At 65.8% G+C, this 22,668-nt stretch carries 21 protein-coding genes; 12 read left to right on the forward strand and 9 right to left on the reverse strand.

Annotation, left to right across the window (positions count from 1 at the left end; translation table 11 throughout):
- Positions 1-33 precede the first annotated feature (33 nt).
- Complete coding sequence (locus tag AZ34_RS04270; RefSeq protein WP_035605162.1) at positions 34-801, forward strand: YdcF family protein; 768 nt, start codon at positions 34-36, stop codon at positions 799-801.
- A gap of 12 nt (positions 802-813) precedes the next feature.
- On the opposite strand, the gene AZ34_RS04275 is transcribed toward AZ34_RS04270, so the two are convergent.
- On the reverse strand, positions 814-1,254 hold the full coding sequence (locus AZ34_RS04275; RefSeq protein ID WP_155831720.1) for an acyl-CoA thioesterase: 441 nt from the start codon (positions 1,252-1,254) through the stop codon (positions 814-816).
- A 75-nt stretch (positions 1,255-1,329) separates the two neighbouring features.
- On the opposite strand from AZ34_RS04275, the gene AZ34_RS04280 reads away from it, so the two are divergent.
- From AZ34_RS04280 to AZ34_RS04305, 6 genes are all read left to right on the forward strand, one after another.
- The gene (locus tag AZ34_RS04280; protein WP_035605170.1) at positions 1,330-3,225 is read left to right on the forward strand and encodes an ABCB family ABC transporter ATP-binding protein/permease; all 1,896 of its coding nucleotides are present in this window, start codon (positions 1,330-1,332) and stop codon (positions 3,223-3,225) included.
- 163 nt (positions 3,226-3,388) lie between these two features.
- Complete coding sequence (locus AZ34_RS04285) at positions 3,389-4,282, forward strand: amino acid ABC transporter substrate-binding protein (protein WP_035605173.1); 894 nt, start codon at positions 3,389-3,391, stop codon at positions 4,280-4,282.
- A 110-nt stretch (positions 4,283-4,392) separates the two neighbouring features.
- The gene (locus tag AZ34_RS04290) at positions 4,393-5,157 is read left to right on the forward strand and encodes an amino acid ABC transporter permease (RefSeq protein WP_035605175.1); all 765 of its coding nucleotides are present in this window, start codon (positions 4,393-4,395) and stop codon (positions 5,155-5,157) included.
- A 4-nt stretch (positions 5,158-5,161) separates the two neighbouring features.
- Entirely contained in the window at positions 5,162-5,827 is a 666-nt protein-coding gene (locus AZ34_RS04295) for an amino acid ABC transporter permease (RefSeq protein WP_035610877.1), read from the forward strand.
- A 45-nt stretch (positions 5,828-5,872) separates the two neighbouring features.
- Positions 5,873-6,610 carry an amino acid ABC transporter ATP-binding protein gene (locus tag AZ34_RS04300; RefSeq protein ID WP_035610879.1) on the forward strand — a complete coding sequence of 246 codons (738 nt, stop codon included), beginning with the start codon at positions 5,873-5,875 and terminating at the stop codon, positions 6,608-6,610.
- 18 nt (positions 6,611-6,628) lie between these two features.
- Entirely contained in the window at positions 6,629-7,123 is a 495-nt protein-coding gene (locus AZ34_RS04305; protein ID WP_035605178.1) for an ureidoglycolate lyase, read from the forward strand.
- Positions 7,124-7,165: 42 nt separating this feature from the next.
- On the opposite strand, the gene AZ34_RS04310 is transcribed toward AZ34_RS04305, so the two are convergent.
- From AZ34_RS04310 to AZ34_RS04335, 6 genes are all read right to left on the reverse strand, one after another.
- Positions 7,166-8,350 (reverse strand): amidase, encoded by a 1,185-nt coding sequence (locus AZ34_RS04310; protein WP_035605181.1) that lies wholly within the window; start codon positions 8,348-8,350, stop codon positions 7,166-7,168.
- Positions 8,351-8,373: 23 nt separating this feature from the next.
- Positions 8,374-9,369, reverse strand: a complete 996-nt coding sequence (locus AZ34_RS04315; RefSeq protein WP_035605184.1) for an ABC transporter ATP-binding protein — start codon at positions 9,367-9,369, stop codon at positions 8,374-8,376.
- Between the two features lie 5 nt (positions 9,370-9,374).
- Positions 9,375-10,418: an ABC transporter ATP-binding protein gene (locus AZ34_RS04320; RefSeq protein WP_419670196.1), complete on the reverse strand. Its 1,044-nt coding sequence runs from the start codon at positions 10,416-10,418 to the stop codon at positions 9,375-9,377.
- A 4-nt stretch (positions 10,419-10,422) separates the two neighbouring features.
- Positions 10,423-11,322, reverse strand: a complete 900-nt coding sequence (locus AZ34_RS04325) for an ABC transporter permease (RefSeq protein WP_035605187.1) — start codon at positions 11,320-11,322, stop codon at positions 10,423-10,425.
- Positions 11,322-12,272, reverse strand: a complete 951-nt coding sequence (locus tag AZ34_RS04330; RefSeq protein ID WP_035610883.1) for an ABC transporter permease — start codon at positions 12,270-12,272, stop codon at positions 11,322-11,324. Before AZ34_RS04330 ends, AZ34_RS04325 begins: the two co-directional genes overlap by 1 nt.
- Positions 12,273-12,418: 146 nt before the next feature.
- Positions 12,419-14,077 carry an ABC transporter substrate-binding protein gene (locus AZ34_RS04335; protein WP_051509526.1) on the reverse strand — a complete coding sequence of 553 codons (1,659 nt, stop codon included), beginning with the start codon at positions 14,075-14,077 and terminating at the stop codon, positions 12,419-12,421.
- A gap of 195 nt (positions 14,078-14,272) precedes the next feature.
- On the opposite strand from AZ34_RS04335, the gene AZ34_RS04340 reads away from it, so the two are divergent.
- Positions 14,273-15,538: a Zn-dependent hydrolase gene (locus AZ34_RS04340; RefSeq protein WP_035605190.1), complete on the forward strand. Its 1,266-nt coding sequence runs from the start codon at positions 14,273-14,275 to the stop codon at positions 15,536-15,538.
- Positions 15,539-15,602: 64 nt separating this feature from the next.
- Here AZ34_RS04340 and AZ34_RS04345 read toward each other — a convergent pair whose 3' ends face one another.
- Positions 15,603-16,379, reverse strand: a complete 777-nt coding sequence (locus AZ34_RS04345; RefSeq protein ID WP_035605193.1) for an IclR family transcriptional regulator — start codon at positions 16,377-16,379, stop codon at positions 15,603-15,605.
- Between the two features lie 36 nt (positions 16,380-16,415).
- Between AZ34_RS04345 and pyrC the strand changes: the two genes are divergently transcribed.
- Positions 16,416-17,459 (forward strand): dihydroorotase, encoded by a 1,044-nt coding sequence (pyrC, locus tag AZ34_RS04350; RefSeq protein WP_035605196.1) that lies wholly within the window; start codon positions 16,416-16,418, stop codon positions 17,457-17,459.
- Positions 17,460-17,465: 6 nt separating this feature from the next.
- Complete coding sequence (locus tag AZ34_RS04355) at positions 17,466-18,266, forward strand: DUF3025 domain-containing protein (protein ID WP_051509527.1); 801 nt, start codon at positions 17,466-17,468, stop codon at positions 18,264-18,266.
- 21 nt (positions 18,267-18,287) lie between these two features.
- Here the strand turns inward: AZ34_RS04355 and AZ34_RS04360 are convergent, their stop codons facing one another.
- Positions 18,288-18,911: a glutathione S-transferase family protein gene (locus AZ34_RS04360; protein WP_035605199.1), complete on the reverse strand. Its 624-nt coding sequence runs from the start codon at positions 18,909-18,911 to the stop codon at positions 18,288-18,290.
- A 228-nt stretch (positions 18,912-19,139) separates the two neighbouring features.
- Here AZ34_RS04360 and htpX point away from each other — a divergent pair, with 228 nt between their 5' ends.
- On the forward strand, positions 19,140-20,012 hold the full coding sequence (htpX, locus tag AZ34_RS04365; protein ID WP_035610887.1) for a protease HtpX: 873 nt from the start codon (positions 19,140-19,142) through the stop codon (positions 20,010-20,012).
- A 227-nt stretch (positions 20,013-20,239) separates the two neighbouring features.
- Complete coding sequence (locus AZ34_RS17540) at positions 20,240-22,666, forward strand: putative bifunctional diguanylate cyclase/phosphodiesterase (RefSeq protein WP_231495457.1); 2,427 nt, start codon at positions 20,240-20,242, stop codon at positions 22,664-22,666.
- Positions 22,667-22,668: the final 2 nt, after the last annotated feature.

A 22,668-nucleotide genomic window follows, 5' to 3' on the forward strand; every position in this document is an offset into this window, starting at 1 on the left:
AGTCGACTGCCTGCAGGGTCGCCACAATGGCCCATGTTCGTTCTTTCCAAGCTCCTTAACGTCCTCACCCAGCCTCTGGCCTGGGTCGTGGCTTTGCTCCTCCTCGGGCTCTTGCTGCAGCACCGTTGGCGTCGCGCGGGCCTGGGCCTGCTCTGGGCCGCGCTGTGCGTACTGCTCTTGCAGGGTTGGGAGCCCTGGCCCGATGCCGTGCTGCGCCGACTCGAAGCGCAACACCCCGCGCCTGCGCAGATCGATCTGTCGCAGTACGTCGGTGTGATCGTGCTGGGCGGTAGCACCGAATCCAGTTACGTCTGGGAGGGGCACGCGCAGCCCGCGCTCAACAACGCGGCCGAGCGCCTGACGGCGGCCTTACCCCTGCTGCGGCGCGCGCCCCAACTGGTGCTGCTCTACGTGGGCGGTGAAGGTGAACTGCTGGCCGATGGCCCGAGCGAAGCCGAGCGTGCGCGCCGCTTTTATGCCGAGCAGGGCGTGCCGCCGGGACGGCTGCTGCTGGAAACCCGCTCGCGCAACACCTATGAAAATGCCCTGTTGAGCGCCGCCTTGCCCGGCGTGGATCGGACACGTCCCTGGTTGCTCATCACCTCGGCCTGGCACATGCCGCGTGCCCTGGGTACCTTCAAGCAAGCTGGCTGGAACGTGACGCCCTGGCCCACGGACTATCGCACCGGTGTGGCCACGCCATGGCACCAGTATTCCTTGTCCCAGGGCGCCGCCAAATGGCAGATGGCGCTGCACGAATTGTTGGGGCTGGCGGCTTACCGACTGAGCGGTCGGCTCTGAAGCTGGCCGCCCTCAGGCCGTCAGCGGGGGCCGGTGCGGCACTTCGCGCGGCCGGCCTTGTTCGTCGATGCAGACATAGGTCAGCGTGGCTTCGGTGACCTTGACGAACTGGCCTTGGGACTTCATGCGCTCGGCAAAGACCTCGACCTTGACTGTCATGGAAGTCCGGCCGATACGCACGAGCTTGGAATAAAAGCTCAGCAGATCGCCCACGCGCACGGGCTGCTTGAACAGGAATTCGTTGACGGCCACGGTGGCCATGCGGCCGCCCGCGTAACGCGCAGGGATGACGGATCCTGCCAAATCCACCTGGGCCATGACCCAGCCGCCGAAGATGTCGCCGTTGGCGTTGCAGTCCGCCGGCATGGGGATGACCTTGAGCACCAATTCTTCGTCAGAAGGCGGGGTGGCAGGGCCGAGATTGGCGGGGAGGGCAGCGGGGACAAAGGACATGGAGGACAATTCCTGAAAACCGGTCCGCGCAAGGCGGATTTTCCGAATTGTCTCACTCCCTTTCCCCTCCTTCCCATGCGCAGCCACGCTGACTCCCCCGCGCGCCGTGCTGGCGCGCTCCTGAATGCTGCTGCTTCCGCCGGGCCCACGCAGGCGGGCGCGCAACGCTCCGACTGGGCCACCCTGGGCAAACTGTTCCCCTACCTTTGGCACTACAAATGGCGCGTGCTGGCGGCCTTGGGTTTCATGGTCTGCGCCAAGCTGGCCAACGTGGGCGTGCCGGTGCTGCTCAAGGAGCTGGTGGACCGCATGAGCGGGGTCACGGGCATGAGTGGCGTGGTGGCCGCGGCGGTGATCGTGCCGGCGGCCCTGCTGCTGGCTTACGGCGCGCTGCGCTTCATGACCTCGCTGTTCACCGAACTGCGCGAGCTGATCTTCGCCAAGGCGACCGAGGGCGCCGCGCGCAAGCTGTCCCTGCAGGTCTTCGGGCACCTGCATGCACTGTCGCTGCGTTTCCACCTGGAGCGGCAGACAGGCGGCATGACACGCGACATCGAGCGTGGCACGCGCGCCGTGCACACCTTGATTTCCTATTCGCTCTACAGCATCCTGCCGACCCTGATCGAGTTCGCGCTGGTGCTGGGCCTGCTCGCGCTCAAGTTCGATCCGATGTTCGTCTGGATCACCCTGGCGGCGTTGATCGCCTACATCGTGTTCACGGTCTCGGTGACCGAGTGGCGCACGCAGTACCGCCGCCGCATGAACGAGATGGACAGCAACGCGCACGGCCGCGCCATCGACTCCCTGCTCAACTACGAGACGGTCAAGTACTTCAACAACGAGGCCTTCGAGGCGCGTCGTTACGACGAGCATCTGGAGCAGTACCGGCGCGCCGCCATCAAGAGCCAGATGACCCTGAGCCTGCTCAATACCGGGCAGCAGCTCATCATCGCCACGGGCCTGGTGGCCATGCTCTGGCGCGCGGCGTCGGGGGTGGCCGAGGGCCGCATGACCCTGGGTGATCTGGTGATGGTCAATGCCCTGATGATCCAGCTCTACATCCCGCTGAACTTCCTGGGCGTGCTGTACCGCGAGATCAAGCAGAGCCTGGCGGACATCGACAAAATGTTCACCTTGTTGGAACGCGAGCGCGAGGTGGCGGATGCACCCGGCGCGGTGGAACTGGCGCTGCCGGAAGCGGGCCCGCCTTCCGTCTGGTTCGATCATGTCAGTTTCGCCTATGACCCGGCCCGCCCCATCCTGCACGACCTGAGTTTCGAGATCCCGGCCGGCAAGACGGTGGCCGTGGTCGGGCCTTCGGGCGCGGGCAAGTCCACGCTGGCGCGTCTGCTCTACCGCTTCTACGACATCACGGGCGGCAGCATCCGCATCGAGGGGCAGGACATCCGCCAGGTGACCCAGGCCAGCTTGCGTCGGGCCATTGGCATCGTGCCGCAGGACACGGTGCTGTTCAATGACACCATCGCCTACAACATCGGCTACGGCCGCACGACCGACCCGGCCCGTCCCGGCCAGGCCGGCGCGAGCCGCGAGGAGATCGAGGCCGCGGCCAAGGCCGCTCACATCCATGACTTCGTCAGCGCGCAGCCCCTGGGCTACGACACCATGGTGGGCGAACGCGGGCTCAAGCTCTCGGGGGGCGAGAAGCAGCGCGTGGCGATCGCGCGCACCTTGTTGAAGAATCCGCCCATCCTGATCTTCGATGAAGCGACTTCCGCCCTGGACAGCGCCAACGAACGCGCCATCCAGGCCGAGATGCAAAGCGCGGCGCGGGGCAAGACCACCCTGGTCATCGCGCACCGGCTGTCCACTGTGGTGGATGCGCACGAAATCCTGGTGCTGGAGCAGGGGCGCATCGTCGAACGGGGCGCGCACGTGGCCCTGCTGGAAAAGAAAGGGGTCTATGCGCGCATGTGGGCCTTGCAACAAAGCGTTTCGAACGGGGCCTGAGCCGCGCGCGGTCCAGAGGTCATGGACTGGGGCCATAATCCGCTCCCGGTTTTCCCGTAAAGGAGACCCGGGTACGGTTTTTGCTCGTCTTTTTGCTGGATACTTCGCCGTCTCAATTTTTCCATCCCGGATTTTTCCGGAACACACAGAAGGAGCTCCTCCCATGAAAAAGCATTTGCTGGTTTCCGCCTTTGCCGTGGCGCTGACGACCCTGGCGGCAGGCGTGCAAGCCCAGGCCAATGACACCCTTGCCAAGATCAAGTCCTCCGGCAAGGTGGTGATGGGCGTGCGCGAATCGTCCGCACCCCTGTCCTACACCCTGGGCGACGGCAAGTACACCGGCTACCACGTCGAGCTCTGCCAGAACATTCTGAAGTCCATCGCCCCCGGCGCGACGGTCGAGTACACGCCCGTCACGTCCGCCAACCGCATCCCCCTGGTGCAAAACGGCACCGTGGACATCGAGTGCGGCTCCACCACCAACAACGCCACCCGCCAGAAGGACGTGAGCTTCGCGCTGACGACCTACGTGACCGAAGTGCGCACGGCCGTCAAGACCACGTCCAAGATCAAGTCCATCGCTGACCTCGAAGGCAAGACCGTGGCCACGACCACCGGCACCACTTCCGTGGCCCTGCTGCGCAAGCACAAGCGTGGCGCCGACGTGAAGTTCAACGAGGTCTACGGCAAGGACCACGCCGACAGCTTCCTGCTGCTCGAATCCGGCCGCGCCGATGCCTTCGTGATGGATGACAACATCCTGGCCGGCCTGATCGCCGGTTCCAAGAGCCCGAAGGACTTCACCATCGTTGGCGAGACGCTGAACATCGAACCCATCGCCATCATGGTCCGCAAGGACGACCCGGCCTTCAAGAAGGCCGTGGACGACTACATCCGCGCTGCCATCAAGTCCGGCGAACTGAACAAGCTCTACACCAAGTGGTTCCTGGCCCCGATCCCGCCCAAGAACACCAGCGTGAACCTGGCCATGGGTTCCGTGCTGAAGGACCTGCTGAAGAATCCGTCCGACGCGCCGGCCGAGGAATTCAACAAGTAAGAAGCGCCTGACCACGCCCGCCGCAGGAATGGCCGTGATGCGAGTCCCGGCGATTCGCCCGGCGGGCGTTTTCACAAGAGCAGTTAAAAACCCGAGCGAGAGTAACGTACATGGCGCTGGACTGGTCCATCTTCTGTGCTGACACCATCGACCAGCAGGTGCAGGCCACCTGCCTTGGTTTTGGCCGCAACCAGACCTACCTGGGTTGGCTGCTGGAGGCTTGGGGGCAGACCGTGCTGGTCGCCGTGCTGTCGCTCATCGTCGCCTTGCTGATCGGCACGGTCATCGGCGTGGCGCGCACCCTGCCCGATACCCCGCGTGGCAAATCGCGCATCGCGCGTTGGGCCAATCTCTGGGTGGAGTTCTTTCGCAACATCCCCCTGCTGGTGCAGGTCATCCTCTGGTACCACGTGGTGCCGGTAGTGTTTCCCTTGTTCGCCGACACGCCCAAGCTCTTGCTGGTGGTGATGGGCCTGGGCTTCTTCACCTCGGCGCGCATCGCCGAACAGGTGCGCGCGGGCATCCAGGCCCTGCCGCGCGGCCAGCGATACGCGGGCATGGCGCTGGGCTTCTCGACCTGGCAGACCTACCGCTATGTGCTGCTGCCCATGGCATTTCGCATCATCGTGCCGCCGCTGACCAGCGAAGGCATGAACATCTTCAAGAATTCTTCCGTGGCCTTCGCCGTCTCCATCACCGAGCTGACCTTCTTTGCCCAGCAGGTGGCGGAGGAAACCTCGCGCGGCGTCGAGATCTACCTGGCCGTCACCGCGCTCTACATCATCTCCGCCTTCACCATCAACCGCTTGATGGCCATGGTCGAGAAGCGCGTGCGCGTGCCGGGTTTCGTGGCCTCGACCGGCGGAGGACACTGACATGATGGCCCTCGATTTCTCCTTCTTCACCTGGGACGTTTTCCGTTCCTACATCCTGGGCGGCTTGTGGTTCAGCCTGGGGCTGACTGTGGTCGCGACGCTGGGCGGCATCTTCTTCGGCACGCTGCTGGCGCTGATGCGCCTCTCGGGCTTCAAGATTCTGGCGTCGATCGCCGCCATCTACGTCAATGGCATGCGCTCCATCCCGCTGTTGATGGTGCTGCTCTGGTTCTTCCTGCTGGTGCCCCTGATCATCGGCCGTCCCATTGGCGCCGAGGGCTCGGCGGTGATCACCTTCATCGCTTTCGAGGCGGCCTATTTCAGTGAAATCATGCGTGCCGGCATCCAGTCCATTCCCCGTGGCCAGGTGTACGCCGGTTACGCGCTGGGGATGAGTTATGGGCAGAACATGAAGCTGGTCATCCTGCCGCAGGCCTTCCGCAACATGCTGCCGGTGCTGATGACGCAGACCATCATCTTGTTCCAGGACACCTCCCTGGTCTACATCATCACAGCCCATGACCTGCTGCACGGCTTCACCGTGGCGGGCAACAACCTGAGCCACCCGCGCGAGGCCTACATCCTGGCCGCCGTGCTCTATTTCGTGATCTGCTACACCCTGTCCAACGGCGTCAAGCGCCTGCAGCAGAAGATCGCCATCATTCGCTAAAGCCAAATACTGTTTCGTCGGAGTTTTTCATCCATGTCCCAGCCCATGATCGAAATCAAGGAAGTGTCCAAGTGGTACGGCCCGGTGCAGGTGCTCAACCACTGCTCGGTCAGCATCAACAAGGGTGACGTGGTCGTGGTGTGTGGTCCCTCGGGCTCGGGCAAGTCCACCCTGATCAAGACCGTGAACGCGCTGGAGCCCTTCCAGCAGGGCGAGATCTTCGTCGACGGCGTGCCGCTGCACGATCCCAAGACCAACCTGCCCAAGCTGCGCAGTCGCGTGGGCATGGTGTTCCAGCACTTCGAGCTGTTCCCGCACCTGTCCGTGACGGAGAACCTGACCATCGCCCAGGTGAAGGTCCTGGGCCGCAGCGTGGACGAGGCCAAGGCCCGTGGCCTGAAGATGCTGGATCGCGTGGGCCTGATGGCGCACAAGGACAAGTTCCCTGGCCAGCTGTCGGGCGGCCAGCAACAGCGCGTGGCGATCGCGCGCGCGCTGTCCATGGACCCGATCGTGATGCTGTTCGACGAACCGACCTCGGCCCTGGACCCCGAAATGGTGGGCGAGGTGCTGGACGTGATGGTCAACCTCGCCAAGGAAGGCATGACCATGATGGTGGTCACGCACGAGATGGGCTTTGCCCGCAAGGTCGCCAGCCGCGTGATCTTCATCGATGTCGGCGGCCGCATCCTGGAGGACTGCTCCAAGGATGAGTTCTTCGGCAACCTCGAGGCGCGCCAGCCGCGCACCAAGGACTTCCTCAACAAGATCCTGGCGCACTGAGTTCCGGCGCGCCCTCGCGTGAACCCGGTCCTGCTGCGTCCCGCGCCGCTGTCGGCGTCGGCCTTCGCGCCTTTCGGGCTGGTGATCCAGCACCCGGGCGGCCCGGGCCGGGTCATCAACGCCGGCAGCGCGCAACGCTGGGATCTGGGTGAACTCTCCCTGCATGCCCACGACGGGCGCGCGGCACTGGCCCTGTTCCGTGCCCATGCCCGCGCGTTTCCGCAAACGCTCACGGTGTTGGAGCGTCACGCCTTGGGCAGCCAGGCCTTCATCCCGTTGGGGCTGCGGCGCTTTGTCATCGTCGTCGCGCCCGCAGGGGCCGCCCCGCGCGCGCAAGACCTGTCTGCCTTCATCACGGATGGTCAGCAGGGCATCGTGCTCGCGCCTGGTGTCTGGCATCACGCCTTGCTGGCGGTGGACGCGGGGGATTTCGTGGTGATCGAGCGCGCTGCAAGCGCCGTCGATTGTGACGAAGTGGATCTGCCGCAGCCCATGGTGCTGGCACTGGCGTAGAGTTGAATGGGCTGCGCGGGCGGCCCACGTCCTCAACCTCAATCAAGCGGCTGCGGCGATGCCTTCAGCCAACGCGATCAGTGAACGGTCACTGCCCGCGGGGCCCAACAAGGACAGGCCCAGCGGCGCGCCTTCACGTTGCGCCAGCGGCATCGACAGTTGCGGGAAACCAGCGAGCCCAGCGATGCACAGCATCTGGATGGCGCGGTTGCGGTAATCCTCCAGCGCGGATTCGGCAGTGCTGCGCAGCGGTGCGATGTCGGGCATGGTGGGCATCAGCAGCACACCATCCGTGCCCAGCAGCTGCGTCAGGTGCTGCCGAAAACGCGCGCGGAAGGTGGTGGCGGTCTGCACCTGTTCGTCCGTCACCTGGCGTGACCAGGCGAAACGTTCCGCCACACCCGGGCCCAGGGGCGGCGCGTGGCGTTCGATCAAGGAACCGTCGGTCGTCCAGGCTTCGCGGCCCTGGATGTAGCGGAAGCTCCAGTACATGGTGTCGAAGCTGTCCAGCGCGGCGTTGACGGCATCACTCCCGCCCAGCAGTTGTTCCACGCGTTGCACGGCGGGGCTCAACGCGGCGGTGACTTCCTTTGACAACAGATCCCAGACATCGGTGGGCCGCAGCAAGCGGACCTGGGCGGGCAGCGCTTGCGGATCGGCTCCCAGCAGCACGTCGGCCACGCGTGCAAATGTCTGTGCGTCGCGCGCGAACCAGCCGCAGGTGTCCTGGCTGGGCGCCAGGTCCAGCGCGCCCGCCAGGCTGACGCGGCCATGCGTGGGTCGGATGCCGTACAGGCCGCAATGGTTGGCTGGCGCGCGCACCGAGCCACCGGTGTCAGTGCCCAGCGCGAAGTCACACGACCGGGACGAAACCGCCGAGGCCGAGCCGGACGACGAACCGCCGGTGATGCGATCTGGCGCCGCGCCGTTGATCGGCGCGCCGAAATGCGCGTTGTTGCCGTTCATCGAGAACGCCAGTTCGTCGGTGACGGTCTTGCCCACGAAACGCGCCCCCGCGTCCAGCAGCTTCTGCACCGTGGGGGCAGTCCGGGTCTTGATGCCCGACAGCGCCAGCACAATGGGGTTGCCACCGCCCGTGGGGTAACCGGTCACATCGAACAAGTCCTTGACGGCAAAAGACAGGCCGGTCAGTGGGCCGGTGGATGCGTGGGCGACGGGGACGTCGGGGTAGGGGACAAAAGCGTGAGACGGGTCGTTCAGGGGCATGGCCGGGGCGGTCGGAAAAACGGTCAGGAAATCTCGTGCAGGCGCAGGCAGCGCACACGGTGGCCGGGGCTCAGTTCCTCGGCCTCGGGCTGCTGCGTGCGGCAGGCATCGTTCGCGTGCGGGCAGCGCGGCGCGAAAGCACAGCCCGTCGGCAGCGCGCTCAGGTCCGGCGGCGCGCCGGGAATGGTCTGCAGGGCCACGCCTTTTTGCATCGCACCATGGGCACGACCCTGTAAGAGGGCGCGTGTGTAGGGGTGGCGCGGCGTGCGGATCAGTTCCTTGGCCGTGCCTTCCTCGACGATACGGCCCGCGTACATCACGGCGATGCGGTCGGCCACTTCGACGGCGGCGCCGATGTCGTGCGTGACGAAGATGATGGACAAACCCAGTTCGCGTTGCAGTTCGCGCAGCAACAGCAGAATCTGGATCTGCACCGTGGCATCCAGGGCCGTCGTGGGCTCGTCGGCCAGCAGCAGTTGCGGTTCGCAGGCCATGGCCAGGGCGATCATGGCGCGTTGGCGCATGCCACCAGACATCTCATGGGGGTAGGCCGCCAGGCGCCGTTGAGGGCTGGGGATGCGCACGCGCTCGAACAGCGCCAGTGCACGCTGGCGGGCGACCGCAGCGTCCACACCTTCGTGGCGGCGGATCGACTCGATGATCTGCGCGCCCACCGAATACACCGGATCCAGCGCCAGCAGCGGCTCCTGGAAGATCATGGAGACCACCTTGCCCCGGTAGGCGGCCAGTGCCCGCCCGGACAGGGACAGTACTTCGCGTCCCGCCACGCGCACTTCGCCGGCCAGGAGGGTGCGGCGCTCGGGGTGCAGGCGCAGCAGGGTGCGCAGGGTCACGCTCTTGCCCGAGCCGGATTCACCGATCAGTGCGACCACCTCGCCGCGCCGCACCTCCAGGCTGACGCCGCTGACGGCACGCACGGGCTTGCGGCCGCCGGTGAAGGTCACGCTCAGGTCACGCAAGCGGACCAGCGGCTCGTCGGTGGAGGCGGTGTGGGTCATGGTGCTCAGGCCGCTTGCGTCAAGGCGAGGGGGTGGCCGCTGCCGGCCTCGTGGATCAGGCAACTGACGCGCTGCTGGGGCGTGATGGCTCCAAGCCGCGGCACGCGCTCGGCACACACCGGTGCGGCCTGCGGGCAACGCGGGTGGAAACGGCAGCCCGAAGGCGGGTTGATGGGGTTGGGTGGATCGCCGGCCAGCGGGGCCGAATCGGTGCGGTGGTCGGGGTCCATGGAGGGCATGGACGAGAGCAGCGCCCGGGTGTAAGGGTGGGCCGGTTGCTCATAGAGCTGGTCGGCCGCGCCGATCTCGGCCACCTGGCCGAGGTACATCACCATGACGCGGTCGCTGATGTAACGCACCACATGCAGGTCATGGCTGATGAAGACGTAGGTCAGGCCGAACTCGGCCTTGAGGTCCAGCAGCAGGTTGATCACCTGAGCTTCCACCGACTTGTCCAACGCCGACACGGCTTCGTCGAGGATGACCATGCGCGGCTGCAGCGCCAGCGCACGGGCGATGTTGACCCGCTGGCGCTGACCGCCCGAGAGTTCATGCGGGTAACGCTCGGCGAAACGGCCGGGCTCCAGACCCACCCGCGCCAGCAGGTCGCGCGCACGCGCCACGGACTGCCGGGCGTCCAGGCCATGCACCTGGGGGCCGAAGGCAATCGAGTCCTCGATGGTCAGGCGCGGGTTGAGCGAGGCGTAACTGTCCTGGAACACCATCTGCACCTGGCGGCGGAATTCCTTCAGCGGCAGGTCACGTGTGCCGACCACGCGGCCGTCGAACACCACCTCGCCGGCGGTGGGCGCGATCAGTTGCATCAACAGCCGTGCCGTGGTGGACTTGCCGCAGCCCGACTCGCCGACCACGCCCAGGGTCTCGCCCTTGAGGACGTCGAAGTCGACACCATCGACGGCGCGCACCACGCCCCCACCCCCGCCCAGAGGTCCTTTCTTGAGTGGAAAGTGTTTCTGCAGACCGCGGATGGTGAGCAGCGGTTGCGCGGGTCCGCCTACGTCGGCCAGGGGAGTCAGCAACTCGGTCACGGTGTCACCCCTTGTTGTCCATGGCCGAACGCAGACCGTCGGACAGCAGGTTGAAGGAGATCGAGGTGATGAAGATCATCACGCCCGGCAGCGCCGCCACCAGCGGCTGGGTGTAGATGGCCGTGCGCAAGGTGTTGAGCATCAGGCCCCATTCGGGCTCCGGTGGCTTGACGCCCAGGCCCAGGAAGGACAGGCCCGAGGCCAGGATCATCGACACCGCCACCAGGCTGGTGGCGTAGACGAAGATGGGGCCGAGCACATTGCCCAGCACATGCACCCGCACGATGGTGAAAGCGTTCGCGCCCGAGGCCCGCGCGGCTTCCACGTAGTCGCGCCCACGCACCTGGGTGGTCACCGCCTCGGCCACCCGTGTGATCTGCGGGATGAAGACGATGGTCAGGGAAATCAGGGAATTCAGGATGCCCGCGCCCAAGGCGCCTGACAGCGCGATGGCCAGCAGCACCGATGGAAAGGCGTAGAACACGTCCACCGTGCGCATGATGGCGGTGTTGGTCAAACCGCCCGCGTACCCCGCGACGATGCCCAGGGAGGCACCGATCACGAAGGCGCAGATCACCGGCGTGATGCCCATGAACAGCGACAGCCGGGTGCCCACGATCAGGCGCGACAGCAGGTCACGGCCCAGTTCGTCGCTGCCCAACGGAAAGCCTTCGCTGCCCACGGGTCGCAGACGCTTGAGCATGGAGGCCGCGTAAGGATCGGCCGGCGCGATCCAGGGGCCGAAGAGGGCCATCAGGACCAGCAGCAGCACGACGATGGCCGCGCCGATGGCGACCGGGTCGCGCCGGAAGCGCCGCACGACCGAAGTCCAGTAGCCGGGCGAGCGGGTGGCGGGCAAGGCTTGGACGGCGGCCGTGGCCAGGGTGGAGCTTTGTGCGTTCATCAGCGTGCGATGCGGGGATCCAGCAGCGTTTGCAGCAGGTCCACCAGCAGGTTGAGAATGACAAAGAACAAGGCCAGCACGAGTATGGTGCCTTGCAGCAGAGGCAGATCGCGCTGGAAGATCGCCGAGTTGAGCAGGAAACCCGTGCCCGGCCAGGAGAAGACGGTTTCGATCAGGATGGAGCCGCCCAGCAGATAACCCAGTTGCAAGCCCATCACCGCCAGCGCGGTGGGGGCCGCGTTCTTGACCACATGGCGGAAGATGCCGAACTGGGTCAGGCCCTTGGCGCGCAGGCCGACGATGAATTCCTGCTCCAGCAACTCGGCCACCAACGCCCGCACCGTGCGCGCGATGATGCCCATGGGGATGACCGACATGGTCAGCGCCGGCAGCAGCATGAACTGGATGTGCTCCCAGTTCCAGGCCCATTCATCGGAACCGCCGGGGCCCGCACCCGTGGCCGGCAGCCACATCAGCAGGCTGGAAAACACGATCACCATCACCATGCCCAGCCAGTAATGGGGCACGCTCACGCCCAGCACCGACAGCAGCGAGGCGGCGCGGTCGAGCAGGGAGTTGCGGAAATAACCAGCGACGAAACCGAACAGGCTGCCCAGCAGGAAACCGATCAGCGTGGCCACCACGGCCAGCCTCAGGGTGTTGGTCACCGCACGCAGCACCTCGTCGATCACCGGGCGGCTGGTGGCGATGGACGTGCCCAGATCGCCCTGCAGGGCACGCCAGATCCACAGCCCGAACTGTTCTGGCAGGGAGCGGTTGAAGCCATAGAGCTCACGCAGCTGGGCCTGCAACTCGGCCGAGGCGTCGGGCGGCAGGATGGAGACCAGAGGGTCCCCAGGCGCCAGGTGCACCAAGGTGAAGCAGACCAGGGCCACGCCCAGCATGATGGGCAGGGTGTAGACGATGCGTCTGAGCAGGTAGGCAAGCATGGTGGCGGGCGTGGGGCTGGCTCGGATGCGGATCACAGGGGCCGGCAGGCGTCGCGTTTGCGCACCTTGTTCGGTGGTGCCTGCCGGTTTGACGTCGATCTACAGCGGATCACGGGCTGGGGGAGAGGGCGCCCCCAGCCGCGCGATCAGTCCATGGTCATCGTGGCGATGTCGATGAACCAGCTGCGCGGTTGCACCACGTTTTTCACCTTGGCCGACATGGCGCGCGGGCCGACGTCGTGGGCGATGTAGACGAAGGGCGGGTCTTCGACCATGTGGGCGTGCAGCTTGGCCAGGGCCGCGTCACGCGCCTTGTCGTCGAAGCTGTTGCGGGCATCCGCCACCAGTTTGTCCACCTCGGGGCTGCCGTAATAGCCCCAGTTGTTCGAAACCGGGGGGAAGGCCTTGGTGGAGACGAAGCGCACCATGGCGAAGAAGGGGTCCATGGCCGCGAAGCTGATGTTGACCGCGTTGCTGCCGTTGGCGGACGGGTCCTTGGCGCCCTTGCGCCAGTTGGTGAACAGCGTGTTCCATTCGATCACGTCGAATTCCACGTCGAAGTAGCACTGTTTGAGCGACTGCTGCACGAACTCGTTCATGGGCAGGGGCTGCATCTGGCCCGAACCCGAGGCGGAGATCTGCACCTTGACCTTCAGCGGCTTGGCCGCGCTGTGGCCAGCCTGGGTCATGAGCGCCTGGGCGCCCTTGACGTCGTACTTGATGTCGAACTTGGGGTTGCCCCACCAGGGGTGGCCCGGCGGGACCACGCCCTTGGGCTCGGCCATCATGCCGCCCAGCAACTGCTTGAGACCGGCGCGGTCCACGCACAGATTGGCGGCCTGGCGCACGCGCTTGTCCAGCCAGGGTGAGCCTTCGGCGAAGGACAGCTGCCAGGGCCAGACATGGGGCTGGGCGTTGCTGTAAATCTTGAAGCCGCGTTGGGTGATCTGCGCCATGGCGTCGGGCGCGGGTGCCTCGATCCAGTCCACCTGGCCGCCCAGCAGCGCCGCGGTGCGGGCATTGGCCTCGGGCATGGGCAGCATCACGACCTTGTCGATCTTGGGCGTGCGCTTGGGATCCCAGTAGCCCTTGTTGGCCGCCAGTTCGAGGCGCTCGCGGGCCAGGAAGCGGGTGACGCGGAAGGGGCCGGAGCCCGCGGGGTCGGCGGCGAAAGCCGTCCAGGCGGCCTTGGCCTTGTCGGCCGGCGTGGCGCCCGCGGCGGCTTCGAACTTCTTCTGCCAGTGGGCGGGCGAGGCCATGAACAGGTTGGTCAGGTTCAGCGGCAGGAAGGCATCGGGTTCGCTGGTGGTCAGCTCCACCGTCAGGTCATTGACCTTGCGCGCGCTGCGCAGCGTGGGCATGCGCGAGGCGGTCACGCCGACCTGGCTGGCGTCGAAATGGACGGCTTCCTTGTCGAGCACCTTCTGCACGTTCCAGACCACGGCGTCGGCATTGAATGCGGAGCCATCATGGAACTTCACGCCGCTGCGCAGCTTGAAGGTCCATTTGGTCTTGTCCTTGGCGTCCACCGCCCAGGAGGTCGCCAGGCCGGGGATCAGCACGCTGGGGGCGTCGGACTTGGACAGATCCCATTGCGTCAGCGCGTCGTAGATGGGAATGCCAGTGAACCGATTGCCTTCAAAGCCTTGGTCGGGTTGGCCCAAGGTGCGCGGAATGTCAGCGGCCGTCATGGCGATGCGCAAGACTTTCTCTTGCGCCTGGGCGTGACCGTGCAGCAATGACAGGGTGGCGCTCAGGGCCAGGCCCAGCGTGGCCAGGCGCGCGGCGGAAGGGAACAGACGCATGTGACCTCCAGAAGTCAGCGGGTTGAGGATGCAGGCGTCGTTGCAAACCGCGTGCCAAAAAGATGATCAATGAATCGATTATCGATACTGTTGATTAACTTATCGATATTTGGCATGGTATTCGCTTCAAAGGGTGGAAGGAACTGTTACGTTTGTTCCGCGCCTTACCCCCACGCTTTCTCAAAGGCCTGCACCATGAACGCCCCCGCAAGCACCCCCGTCACGACTGAACTCCGCATCAATCCCGAACGCCTCTGGGCGTCCCTGATGGACCTGGCGCGTATCGGCGCCACGTCCCGGGGAGGCGTGCGGCGCTTGGCCTTGACCGAGGAGGATCGTCAGGGCCGTGACCAGGTGGTGCAGTGGTTCCGCGCTGCGGGGCTGGAGGTGCGCGTGGACGAAGTCGGCAATGTGTTCGGTCGCCGTGCCGGCACGGACCCCCAGGCGCCCGCCGTGGCCACGGGCAGCCACATTGACACCCAGCCTTCGGGCGGCAAGTTCGATGGCAACTATGGTGTGTTGGCCGGCCTGGAAGTGGTGCGCACGCTCAACGACCACGGCATCCGCACCCGCGCGCCGCTGGAGGTGGTGTTCTGGACCAATGAAGAGGGTTCGCGCTTCACCCCGGTCATGATGGGTTCAGGCGCGTTTGCCGGGCTGTTCGCGCCGGATTTCATTCGCGAACGCGCGGACCTCGAGGGCAAGACGGTGGGTGAGGAACTGGCGCGCATCGGTTACCGTGGCGCCCAGCCCTGCGGGCAGGTGCCGGGCGGCATGTACGCCGCGTACTTCGAGGCGCACATCGAGCAGGGTCCCGTGCTTGAGGACGCGGACCTGCCCATCGGCGTCGTCACGGGCGCGCTGGGACAGCAGTGGTACGACGTGGTCGTGACCGGGCAGGACGCGCATGCGGGCCCCACGCCGATGGCATTGAGGCATGACGCGCTGCTGGCCGCCGCGCGCATGATCGAGGCGGTCAACCGCATCGCGTTGGCCGAAGCGCCACATGGCCGCGGCACGGTGGGTTTCATCCAGGCCGCGCCCAATTCGCGCAACGTCATTCCGGGGCAGGTGAAGTTCTCGGTGGATTTCCGTAACCTGGCGCAAGCCGGGCTCGACCGCATGGACGCGGCCATGCGCGAGGCCTTTGCCTTGGCCGCCGCGCAAGGCCAGTGCGAGGTCGGCATCACGCAGGTCACCAAGTACAAGCCCTGCGTCTTCCACCCGGACTGCGTGGACAGCGTGCGCAGCGCGGCGCGTGCGTTGAACCTGCCGCAGATGGACGTGGTCAGCGGTGCCGGGCACGACGCCGTTTATCTGAACGGCGTCGCCCCCACGGGCATGATCTTCGTGCCTTGCAAGGATGGCATCAGCCACAACGAAATTGAGGATGCCAAGCCCGAGCACCTGGCGGCTGGCGCCAACGTGCTGTTGTTGGCCATGCTGGAGCACGCGCGCTGACAGTCCGGCTTGCCATGCCGGTTAGGCGCAGAGCACACGGTGACTTGTGGGTGGCGGCAGCCCTTCAGTAGGCGATCGAGCGCGAAATCGCGCGCGCGCATTCGATGACCAACGGCGCCAACTTGGTTTGCGCCTCTTGCAGGGACCAGCGACTGGTCGGCGGAGAGAGGTGCACGGCGGCCACCGCCCGGCCCTGGCTGTTGACCACCGGCGCGGCGATGCCCATGTCGCCGATGAACAGTTCTTCGCAGTTGGTGGCGTATCCCTGCTTGCGGCACAAGGCCACGTGCTCCAGGATGGCGTTCACGCTGGTCAGGGTGTTGGGCGTGCGCGCAGTTCGTGGCGTGCTGTTCAGCAGGCTGCGCACCTGCGCATCGGGCAAGGTGCTCAGCCAGGCGCGGCCCGAACTGGTGCAGTACATGGGAATGCGCATGCCCACCGGCGTGAGTACCGGAATGTGCTGTGTGGTCAGGAATTGGGCGATGTAGACCATGTCCGCGTCCACCGCCTCGGTCAGGCTGGCGGTCTCGCCGCTGGACTGAGCCAGCTGCGAGAGATAGGGATGGGCCGCACGGATCAGCGGATGCGCGGCCAGGTAGTTGAAGCCGAGATCGATGACCTTGGGCAGCAGTTGGAAGCGCCGCGTCTGGGGGTGCTTGCCCACATAACCCAGGGTCTGCAGGGTGTGCACCGCGCGCTGGGCCGAACCCTTGCTCATGCCCGCCAGTTCTGCCACCTCGCCCAGGGTCAGCGTGGGATGGGCCGCGTCGAAGGCGCGCAGCACGGCCAGCCCTTTTTCCAACGATTGATTGAACAGGGGATCGGCGAGCGCGGGCTGCATGGTGGGCAGGATTATCGATGCTGGGACAATACGGGCATGACGCAAACCATCACCCTGACCCGTCCCGACGACTGGCACCTGCACCTGCGCGATGGCGCGGTGCTGGCCACGACCGTGGCGCACGCGGCCGCGCAGTTCGGTCGCGCGCTCATCATGCCCAACCTGCGGCCCCCAGTCACAACCGCCGCGCAGGCACAGGCTTACCGGCAGCGCATCCTCGCGGCCGTGCCCCAGGACCTGCCCGACAGCGCCGGCTTCCAGCCCCTGATGGCGCTTTACCTGACCGACAACACGCCTCCCGAGGAAATCGCGCGCGCGAAAGACGCGGGCGTGGTGGCGCTCAAGCTCTATCCCGCGGGCGCGACGACCAACAGCGATGCGGGTGTGACGGACATCCGCAAGGCCTACAAAACCCTGGAGGCCATGCAGCGCCACGGCCTGCTGCTGCTGGTGCACGGCGAGGTGACCGACCCGGCGGTGGACGTGTTTGACCGCGAGGCTGTGTTCATCGATCGTGTGCTGCGGCCCCTGCGCCAGGATTTTCCGGAACTGAAGATCGTCTTCGAGCACCTGACCACCAAGGAGGCCGCGCAATACGTGGCCACCAGCGACCGCTACACGGGCGCGACCATCACGGCCCAGCATCTGCTCTACAACCGCAACGCGATCTTTACCGGCGGCCTGCGCCCGCATTTCTATTGTCTGCCCGTGCTGAAGCGTGAGGAACATCGCCTGGCCCTGGTGCAGGCGGCGACCAGCGGCAATCCGCGTTTTTTCCTGGGCACGGACAGCGCGCCGCACGCGGCCCTGCTGAAGGAGAACTCGGTCTGCGCCGCGGGTTGCTACACCGCCCACGCGGCCATCGAGCTGTATGCCGAGGTCTTCGACGCCATGAATGCGCTGGACAAACTGGAGGGTTTCGCCAGCCACCATGGCGCGGATTTCTACGGTCTGCCGCGCAACCCTCAGCGCATCACCTTGAAGCGCGAGAGCTGGACCCCCCCCGAGCGTTTCGCCTTCGGGGATGCTGAACTCAAGCCCCTGCGCGCAGGCGAGGCCTTGGCCTGGCGCCGGGCCTGATGCTGCATGCGTGTTGCATCGAAGCCTGTCGGCCCGGCCGCAGGCTGGGTGCCGCCAGCGATCGACTGGGCCTTGCCCTGGTTCCGGCCCTGGCGTGACACCGGGGCCGAGGCCGCGGCGTGGTGCCAGGGTGGTCTCGCCGTGCACCAGGCCTTGAATGCGTTGGGGCAGGAGGCCCATGGCCTGGCACCACGTTTCGTGTCCCAGCAGACCTTGCCTGTGGGCGCGCCTTACGAGCGCCACATCTTCGAGCAGGGCGCCGTTCCGACGCGCGACAACGCGCATGATTTCTTCAACGGTCTGGTCTGGTTGGGCTTGCCCCAGGCCAAGCGGCGCATGAACCAGCTGCAGGCGGCCGAGATCACGGCACGCGGCGTTGGCGCCAAGCGTGGGCCGGTGCGCGATGCGCTGACGGTCTTTGATGAAAACGGCGCCGTGTTGATGGCCCCGTGCGACATCTGGGAGGCTTTGATCGCCCGGGATTGGACGCGTCTTTTCCTGACGCTGCGTCCGCGCTGGCACGAGGCGCGCCTGCTGGTCTGCGGCCATGCCTTGCTGGAACAGTTGCAGCGGCCGCGCAAGGACCTGACGGCCCATGTTTTGCGCGCGCAGGCGCAGTGGTCCTCCATGGCCATGCTCGATGCTTGGCTGGCCGGTCAACTGCAGTCCGAGTGTTTGGCGCGCAAGCCCTTCACGCCATTGCCGGTACTGGGAATTCCAGGCTGGTGCGCCGACAACGAAGCGCCCGGGTTTTACGACGACACCCGGGTGTTCCGGCCGGCTCGGACCGGTGCTTCGCTGGCGTGAAAGGCGCGGTCCGCGCCCAGGTCACGAACCCAGGCCGTGCTCCCGCGCGATGGCGGTGTTCTTGGCATCCGCCCGCTGGTAGGCGGGGCGTTCGTCCAGGCGCCGCACATAGCTTGTGAAGACGGCGCGCGGTTCCATCATCTTGAAGCGCAGCATGTAGCGCAGGGTACCGCCGAAGATCACGTCGGCCATCGTGAAGTGCTCGCCCAGCAGCCAGGGGCCGGGGGTCAGTGCGGTTTCCATCGTGGTGAGCATTTCTTTGTAGCTGCCGAAACCTGCGGCGCCGGGCCTGAATTCCCAGCCCGACGCCTGTGCCATGGCGCCCGGTTCGATGACCGAAGGCGCGAAGAAGGACCAGCGCAGGTAGCTGCCCCTCGCCGGATCGTCCAGCGCGGGGGCCAGGTGCCCCGGGGCATGGCGGTCGGCCAGGTACAGGCCGATGGCCGCGCTTTCGGTCACGACCGTCGCCCCATCGGTCAGGATGGGGAGCTTGCCCATGGGATTCAGGGCCAGGATTTCGGTCATTTTCTGCGCGCCCTTCATGATGTCCACGAAGCGCAGGGCGTAAGGCACCCCCGTTTCCTCGAGCATCCACAGGGTATTCGCCGCGCGCGAATAGGGGTGGTGGTAGAGAACGATGGACATGAGGCATTTCTCCAACGGCGTGGGGGCTGACCGGGCGCCATGATAGTGGGCCGTGGTGCCGCCAGGGGAGGGGGCCGCCGGATCGGGAGCTGATCCCATACGGGGTGAAATCACGGGAATTGCCGGTGCCGCCTGTGGGATTGCACGGTTTTTCTTGAAACCGGGCGGCGCGCCCTTACCATTCGCGCCGTGGCCGCCATCCCCCGTGCGGTTTGTTCCAAGGAAATCATGAAACGCATCGTTCTTTTCGTTCTGACCAACCTGGCCATCGTGCTCGTGCTGGGCATCGTGGCGAACCTGCTGGGTGTCAACCGCTACCTCACGGCCAATGGCCTGAACTTGGGCGCTTTGCTGGGCTTCGCGCTCATCATGGGTTTTGGTGGCGCCTTCATTTCCCTGTTGATCAGCAAGCCAGTGGCCAAGTGGAGCGCGGGCGTGCAGATCATCGAGCAACCGCGCACGGCGGACGAGGCCTGGATCGTCAACACCGTGCGCAAGTTCGCCGACCAGGCTGGCATCGGCATGCCCGAGGTGGGTATTTTCGAGGGTGAGCCGAATGCCTTCGCCACCGGTGCATTCAAGAACTCGGCGCTGGTCGCGGTGTCCACCGGCCTGCTGCGCAACATGACGCGCGAGGAGGTGGAGGCCGTGATCGGTCACGAGGTGGCGCACATCGCGAATGGCGACATGGTCACCATGACCCTGATCCAGGGCGTGATGAACACCTTCGTCGTGTTCCTGTCTCGGGTGATCGGTTACGCCGTTGACAGCTTCCTGCGCAAGGGCGACCAGGAAAACAGCGGCCCCGGCATCGGCTATTACGTCACCACCATCGTGCTGGACATCATCCTGGGTTTCCTCGCCGCCATCATCGTGGCTTGGTTCTCGCGCCAGCGCGAGTTCCGTGCCGATGCGGGCGCCGCCCAGCTGATGGGCCGCAAGCAGCCGATGATCAACGCCCTGTCCCGTTTGGGTGGGCTGACGCCCGGTGAACTGCCCAAGAGCGTTGCGGCCATGGGCATTGCCGGCGGCATTGGCCAGCTCTTCAGCACGCATCCGCCGATCGAAGAGCGCATTGCCGCGCTGCAAGCCATGCGCTGAGATAGCTTAAGTCCTCCGAGGCGCCGTCGCGCGCGCTTCGTGTGGACGACGCCATCGCCACACGCAGCCCCGCCCGGTGCAAACCCGGGCGGGTTTTTTGCTTGTGATTGGTATGGTGGCGGTGTGCTCGGGGCCGACGCGCCACCCGCGTCACCAGCTTGACCGCGCTTGCGCCAGCCATGATGATGAAAGCCCTTGCATCGCAGGCCACGCGAAGTTCAGCCATCGTGCCGCACCCCAAAGAGCCATCCCCCTGGGGTCATCCCCGTCCGACCCGCCTCGCGCGCGGTTTCGTGGCCCGTCTATGGGGAGTCACCCTGGTTTTTAACCTGGTGCTGTTCGGATTGACGGTGGGCGCCTTGCAAGCCAGCCGCATGCGCTTCGAGCAGGGCACCATCGTGGCGTCCGAGAGTTTGTTGCGTTCCTTGGCGCAGAACACTGCCTACGCCCTGAACGGGCAGGACCCGCTGGAGCCCGAACGCGTGCTGGCGCAGCAGTTGCGCCTCCTGCCGGAGCTTCAGGGCTTTCTGGGCAAGCACGGCTATTTCGCGGTGTTTGACGCGGGTCTGCGCCAGATCGTGCGCCATCCGCCGTCGAGCCGGGCGCTGGAGGAAAGCTCGGCATCGTTCGAATCCCCTGAACTGCAGGCGATGGTGGTGGAGGGGCGGATGGCGGGGACTTTTTTCACCCCGGTGGGTACGAGGCAGCGTTGGACCCATCGCATGGGCGTCGGCGCGCATGAGCGCCTGTTCCTGGTTCGTCGCCTGGAAGGCAGCACCTTCTATCTCGCGCTGGGCCTGTCGGCGCAGGACTATCTGCATGACTGGCGCCTGGAACGCGACAAGGCCTTGGGTCTGATCCTGCTGTTCCTGTTGGCGAGCCTCGTCGTTTCCGTGCTCATCCATCGCGCCTGGCGTAGCCAGGCCGCCGCCTTGCGCGCCTTGCGCTTCGAGAAGGAACTGAATCAAACCATCGTGCGCTCGGCACCCCTGGCCATCTACACGCGCGACACCCAAGGGCGGGTCACGGCCTGGAATCCGGCGGCTGAAAAACTGTTTGGCTGGACCGAGGCCCAGGTGCTCGGGCGCTTTCTGCCCAGCGTCCCATTGGCCACGGAGTACCAGGATGAGGACAAGACCTTGCGTGGGCGAGTGCTGGCGGGGGAAAGCATTCCCGACCTGGAGGTGCAGCGGCAGAAGGCCACTGGCGAGCTGTTCGACCTGAGCGCATCCCTGACCCCCCTGCGTGACGATGATGGTGCCATCAGCGGTTTTCTCACCATCGCGGCGGACGTGACGGCGCGTAAGCGGGCCGAGCGGCAGGTGGAGTTCCTGGCTTACCGCGACGTGCTCACCGGCCTGCCCAACCGCTCCTTGCTGCAGGATCGGTTTGCCCAGTCCATCGCGCGGGCGGAGCGCCATCACTACAAGGTAGCGCTGCTGTTCCTGGATCTGGACCATTTCAAGACCATCAACGACTCGTTGGGGCATGCCACCGGCGACGCTCTGCTCAAGGAGGTGGCGCGGCGTCTGAGCGAGTGCATGCGCGAGATCGACACCATCAGCCGTCAGGGCGGCGACGAGTTCCTGGTGGTGTTGTCCGATCTGGAGGGCACCGAGATGATCTCACCCGTGTTGGTCAAGATCCGTGAGCGACTACAGCAACCATTCCTGTTCGACGGCCATGAACTGAGCATTTCCTCGTCCATCGGCGTGGCCCTGTACCCGGACGATGGCCGCGATTTCGAAACTCTGCTCAAGAAAGCTGACACCGCGCTGTACCGCGCCAAGGACGCGGGGCGCAACCAGGCGCGTTTCTTCGACGAGCAGATGAACGCCGAGGCGGTGGACCATCTGCACCTGAAAAACGGCCTGCACCGCGCCCTGAGCCGTGGCGAGTTGGAACTGCACTACCAGCCTCAGTTCGACCTGCGCACCGGTTGCGTGGTGGGCGTGGAAGCCCTGCTGCGCTGGCGGCACCCGGAGGAGGGGCTGATTTCGCCCGCGCGTTTCGTGCCCGTGGCGGAAGACAGCGGCCTGATCGTGCCGATCGGCGAATGGGTGATCCGGCAGGCCTGCGCGCAAGCGGTGGCCTGGCGCCAGGCCGGGCTGCCGCCCCTGCTGATGGCGGTGAACCTGTCAGCCGTCCAATTCCGGCGCGGTGAGGTGCAGAGCGTGGTGGCGCAGGCGCTGCGGGACAGTGGTCTGGCCCCCGAACTACTGGAGCTGGAACTGACCGAATCCATCCTGCTGCACAACACGGAACAGGTGTTGGCCAGCGTGGACCAGATCAAGCAACTCGGTGTGAAGCTCTCCATCGACGACTTCGGCACCGGTTACTCCAGTCTGGCTTACCTGAAGCGCTTCGCGGTGGACAAGCTCAAGATCGACCAGAGCTTTGTCCGTGATCTGGCGCATGACCCCGATGACGCGGCCATCGTGCGGGCCATCATCCAGATGGCCGCAGGCTTGGGGCTGCGCACCATCGCCGAGGGCGTGGAGGATGCCGAGGTGCTGGCCGCGCTGCGTCGTTTGGGGTGTGACGAAGCCCAGGGCTATCACCTGGCACGTCCCCTGCCGGCTGCGGAGTTCGCCGAGTTGGTGGCGCGGCTGGCTGCCACGCCCTACGATCTGGACGCCATGAGCCAAGCCTGATC

Origin of the sequence: Hylemonella gracilis str. Niagara R (assembly GCF_000600295.1) — a bacterium.
GTDB classification, from domain to species: Bacteria; Pseudomonadota; Gammaproteobacteria; order Burkholderiales; family Burkholderiaceae_C; genus Hylemonella; species Hylemonella gracilis_A.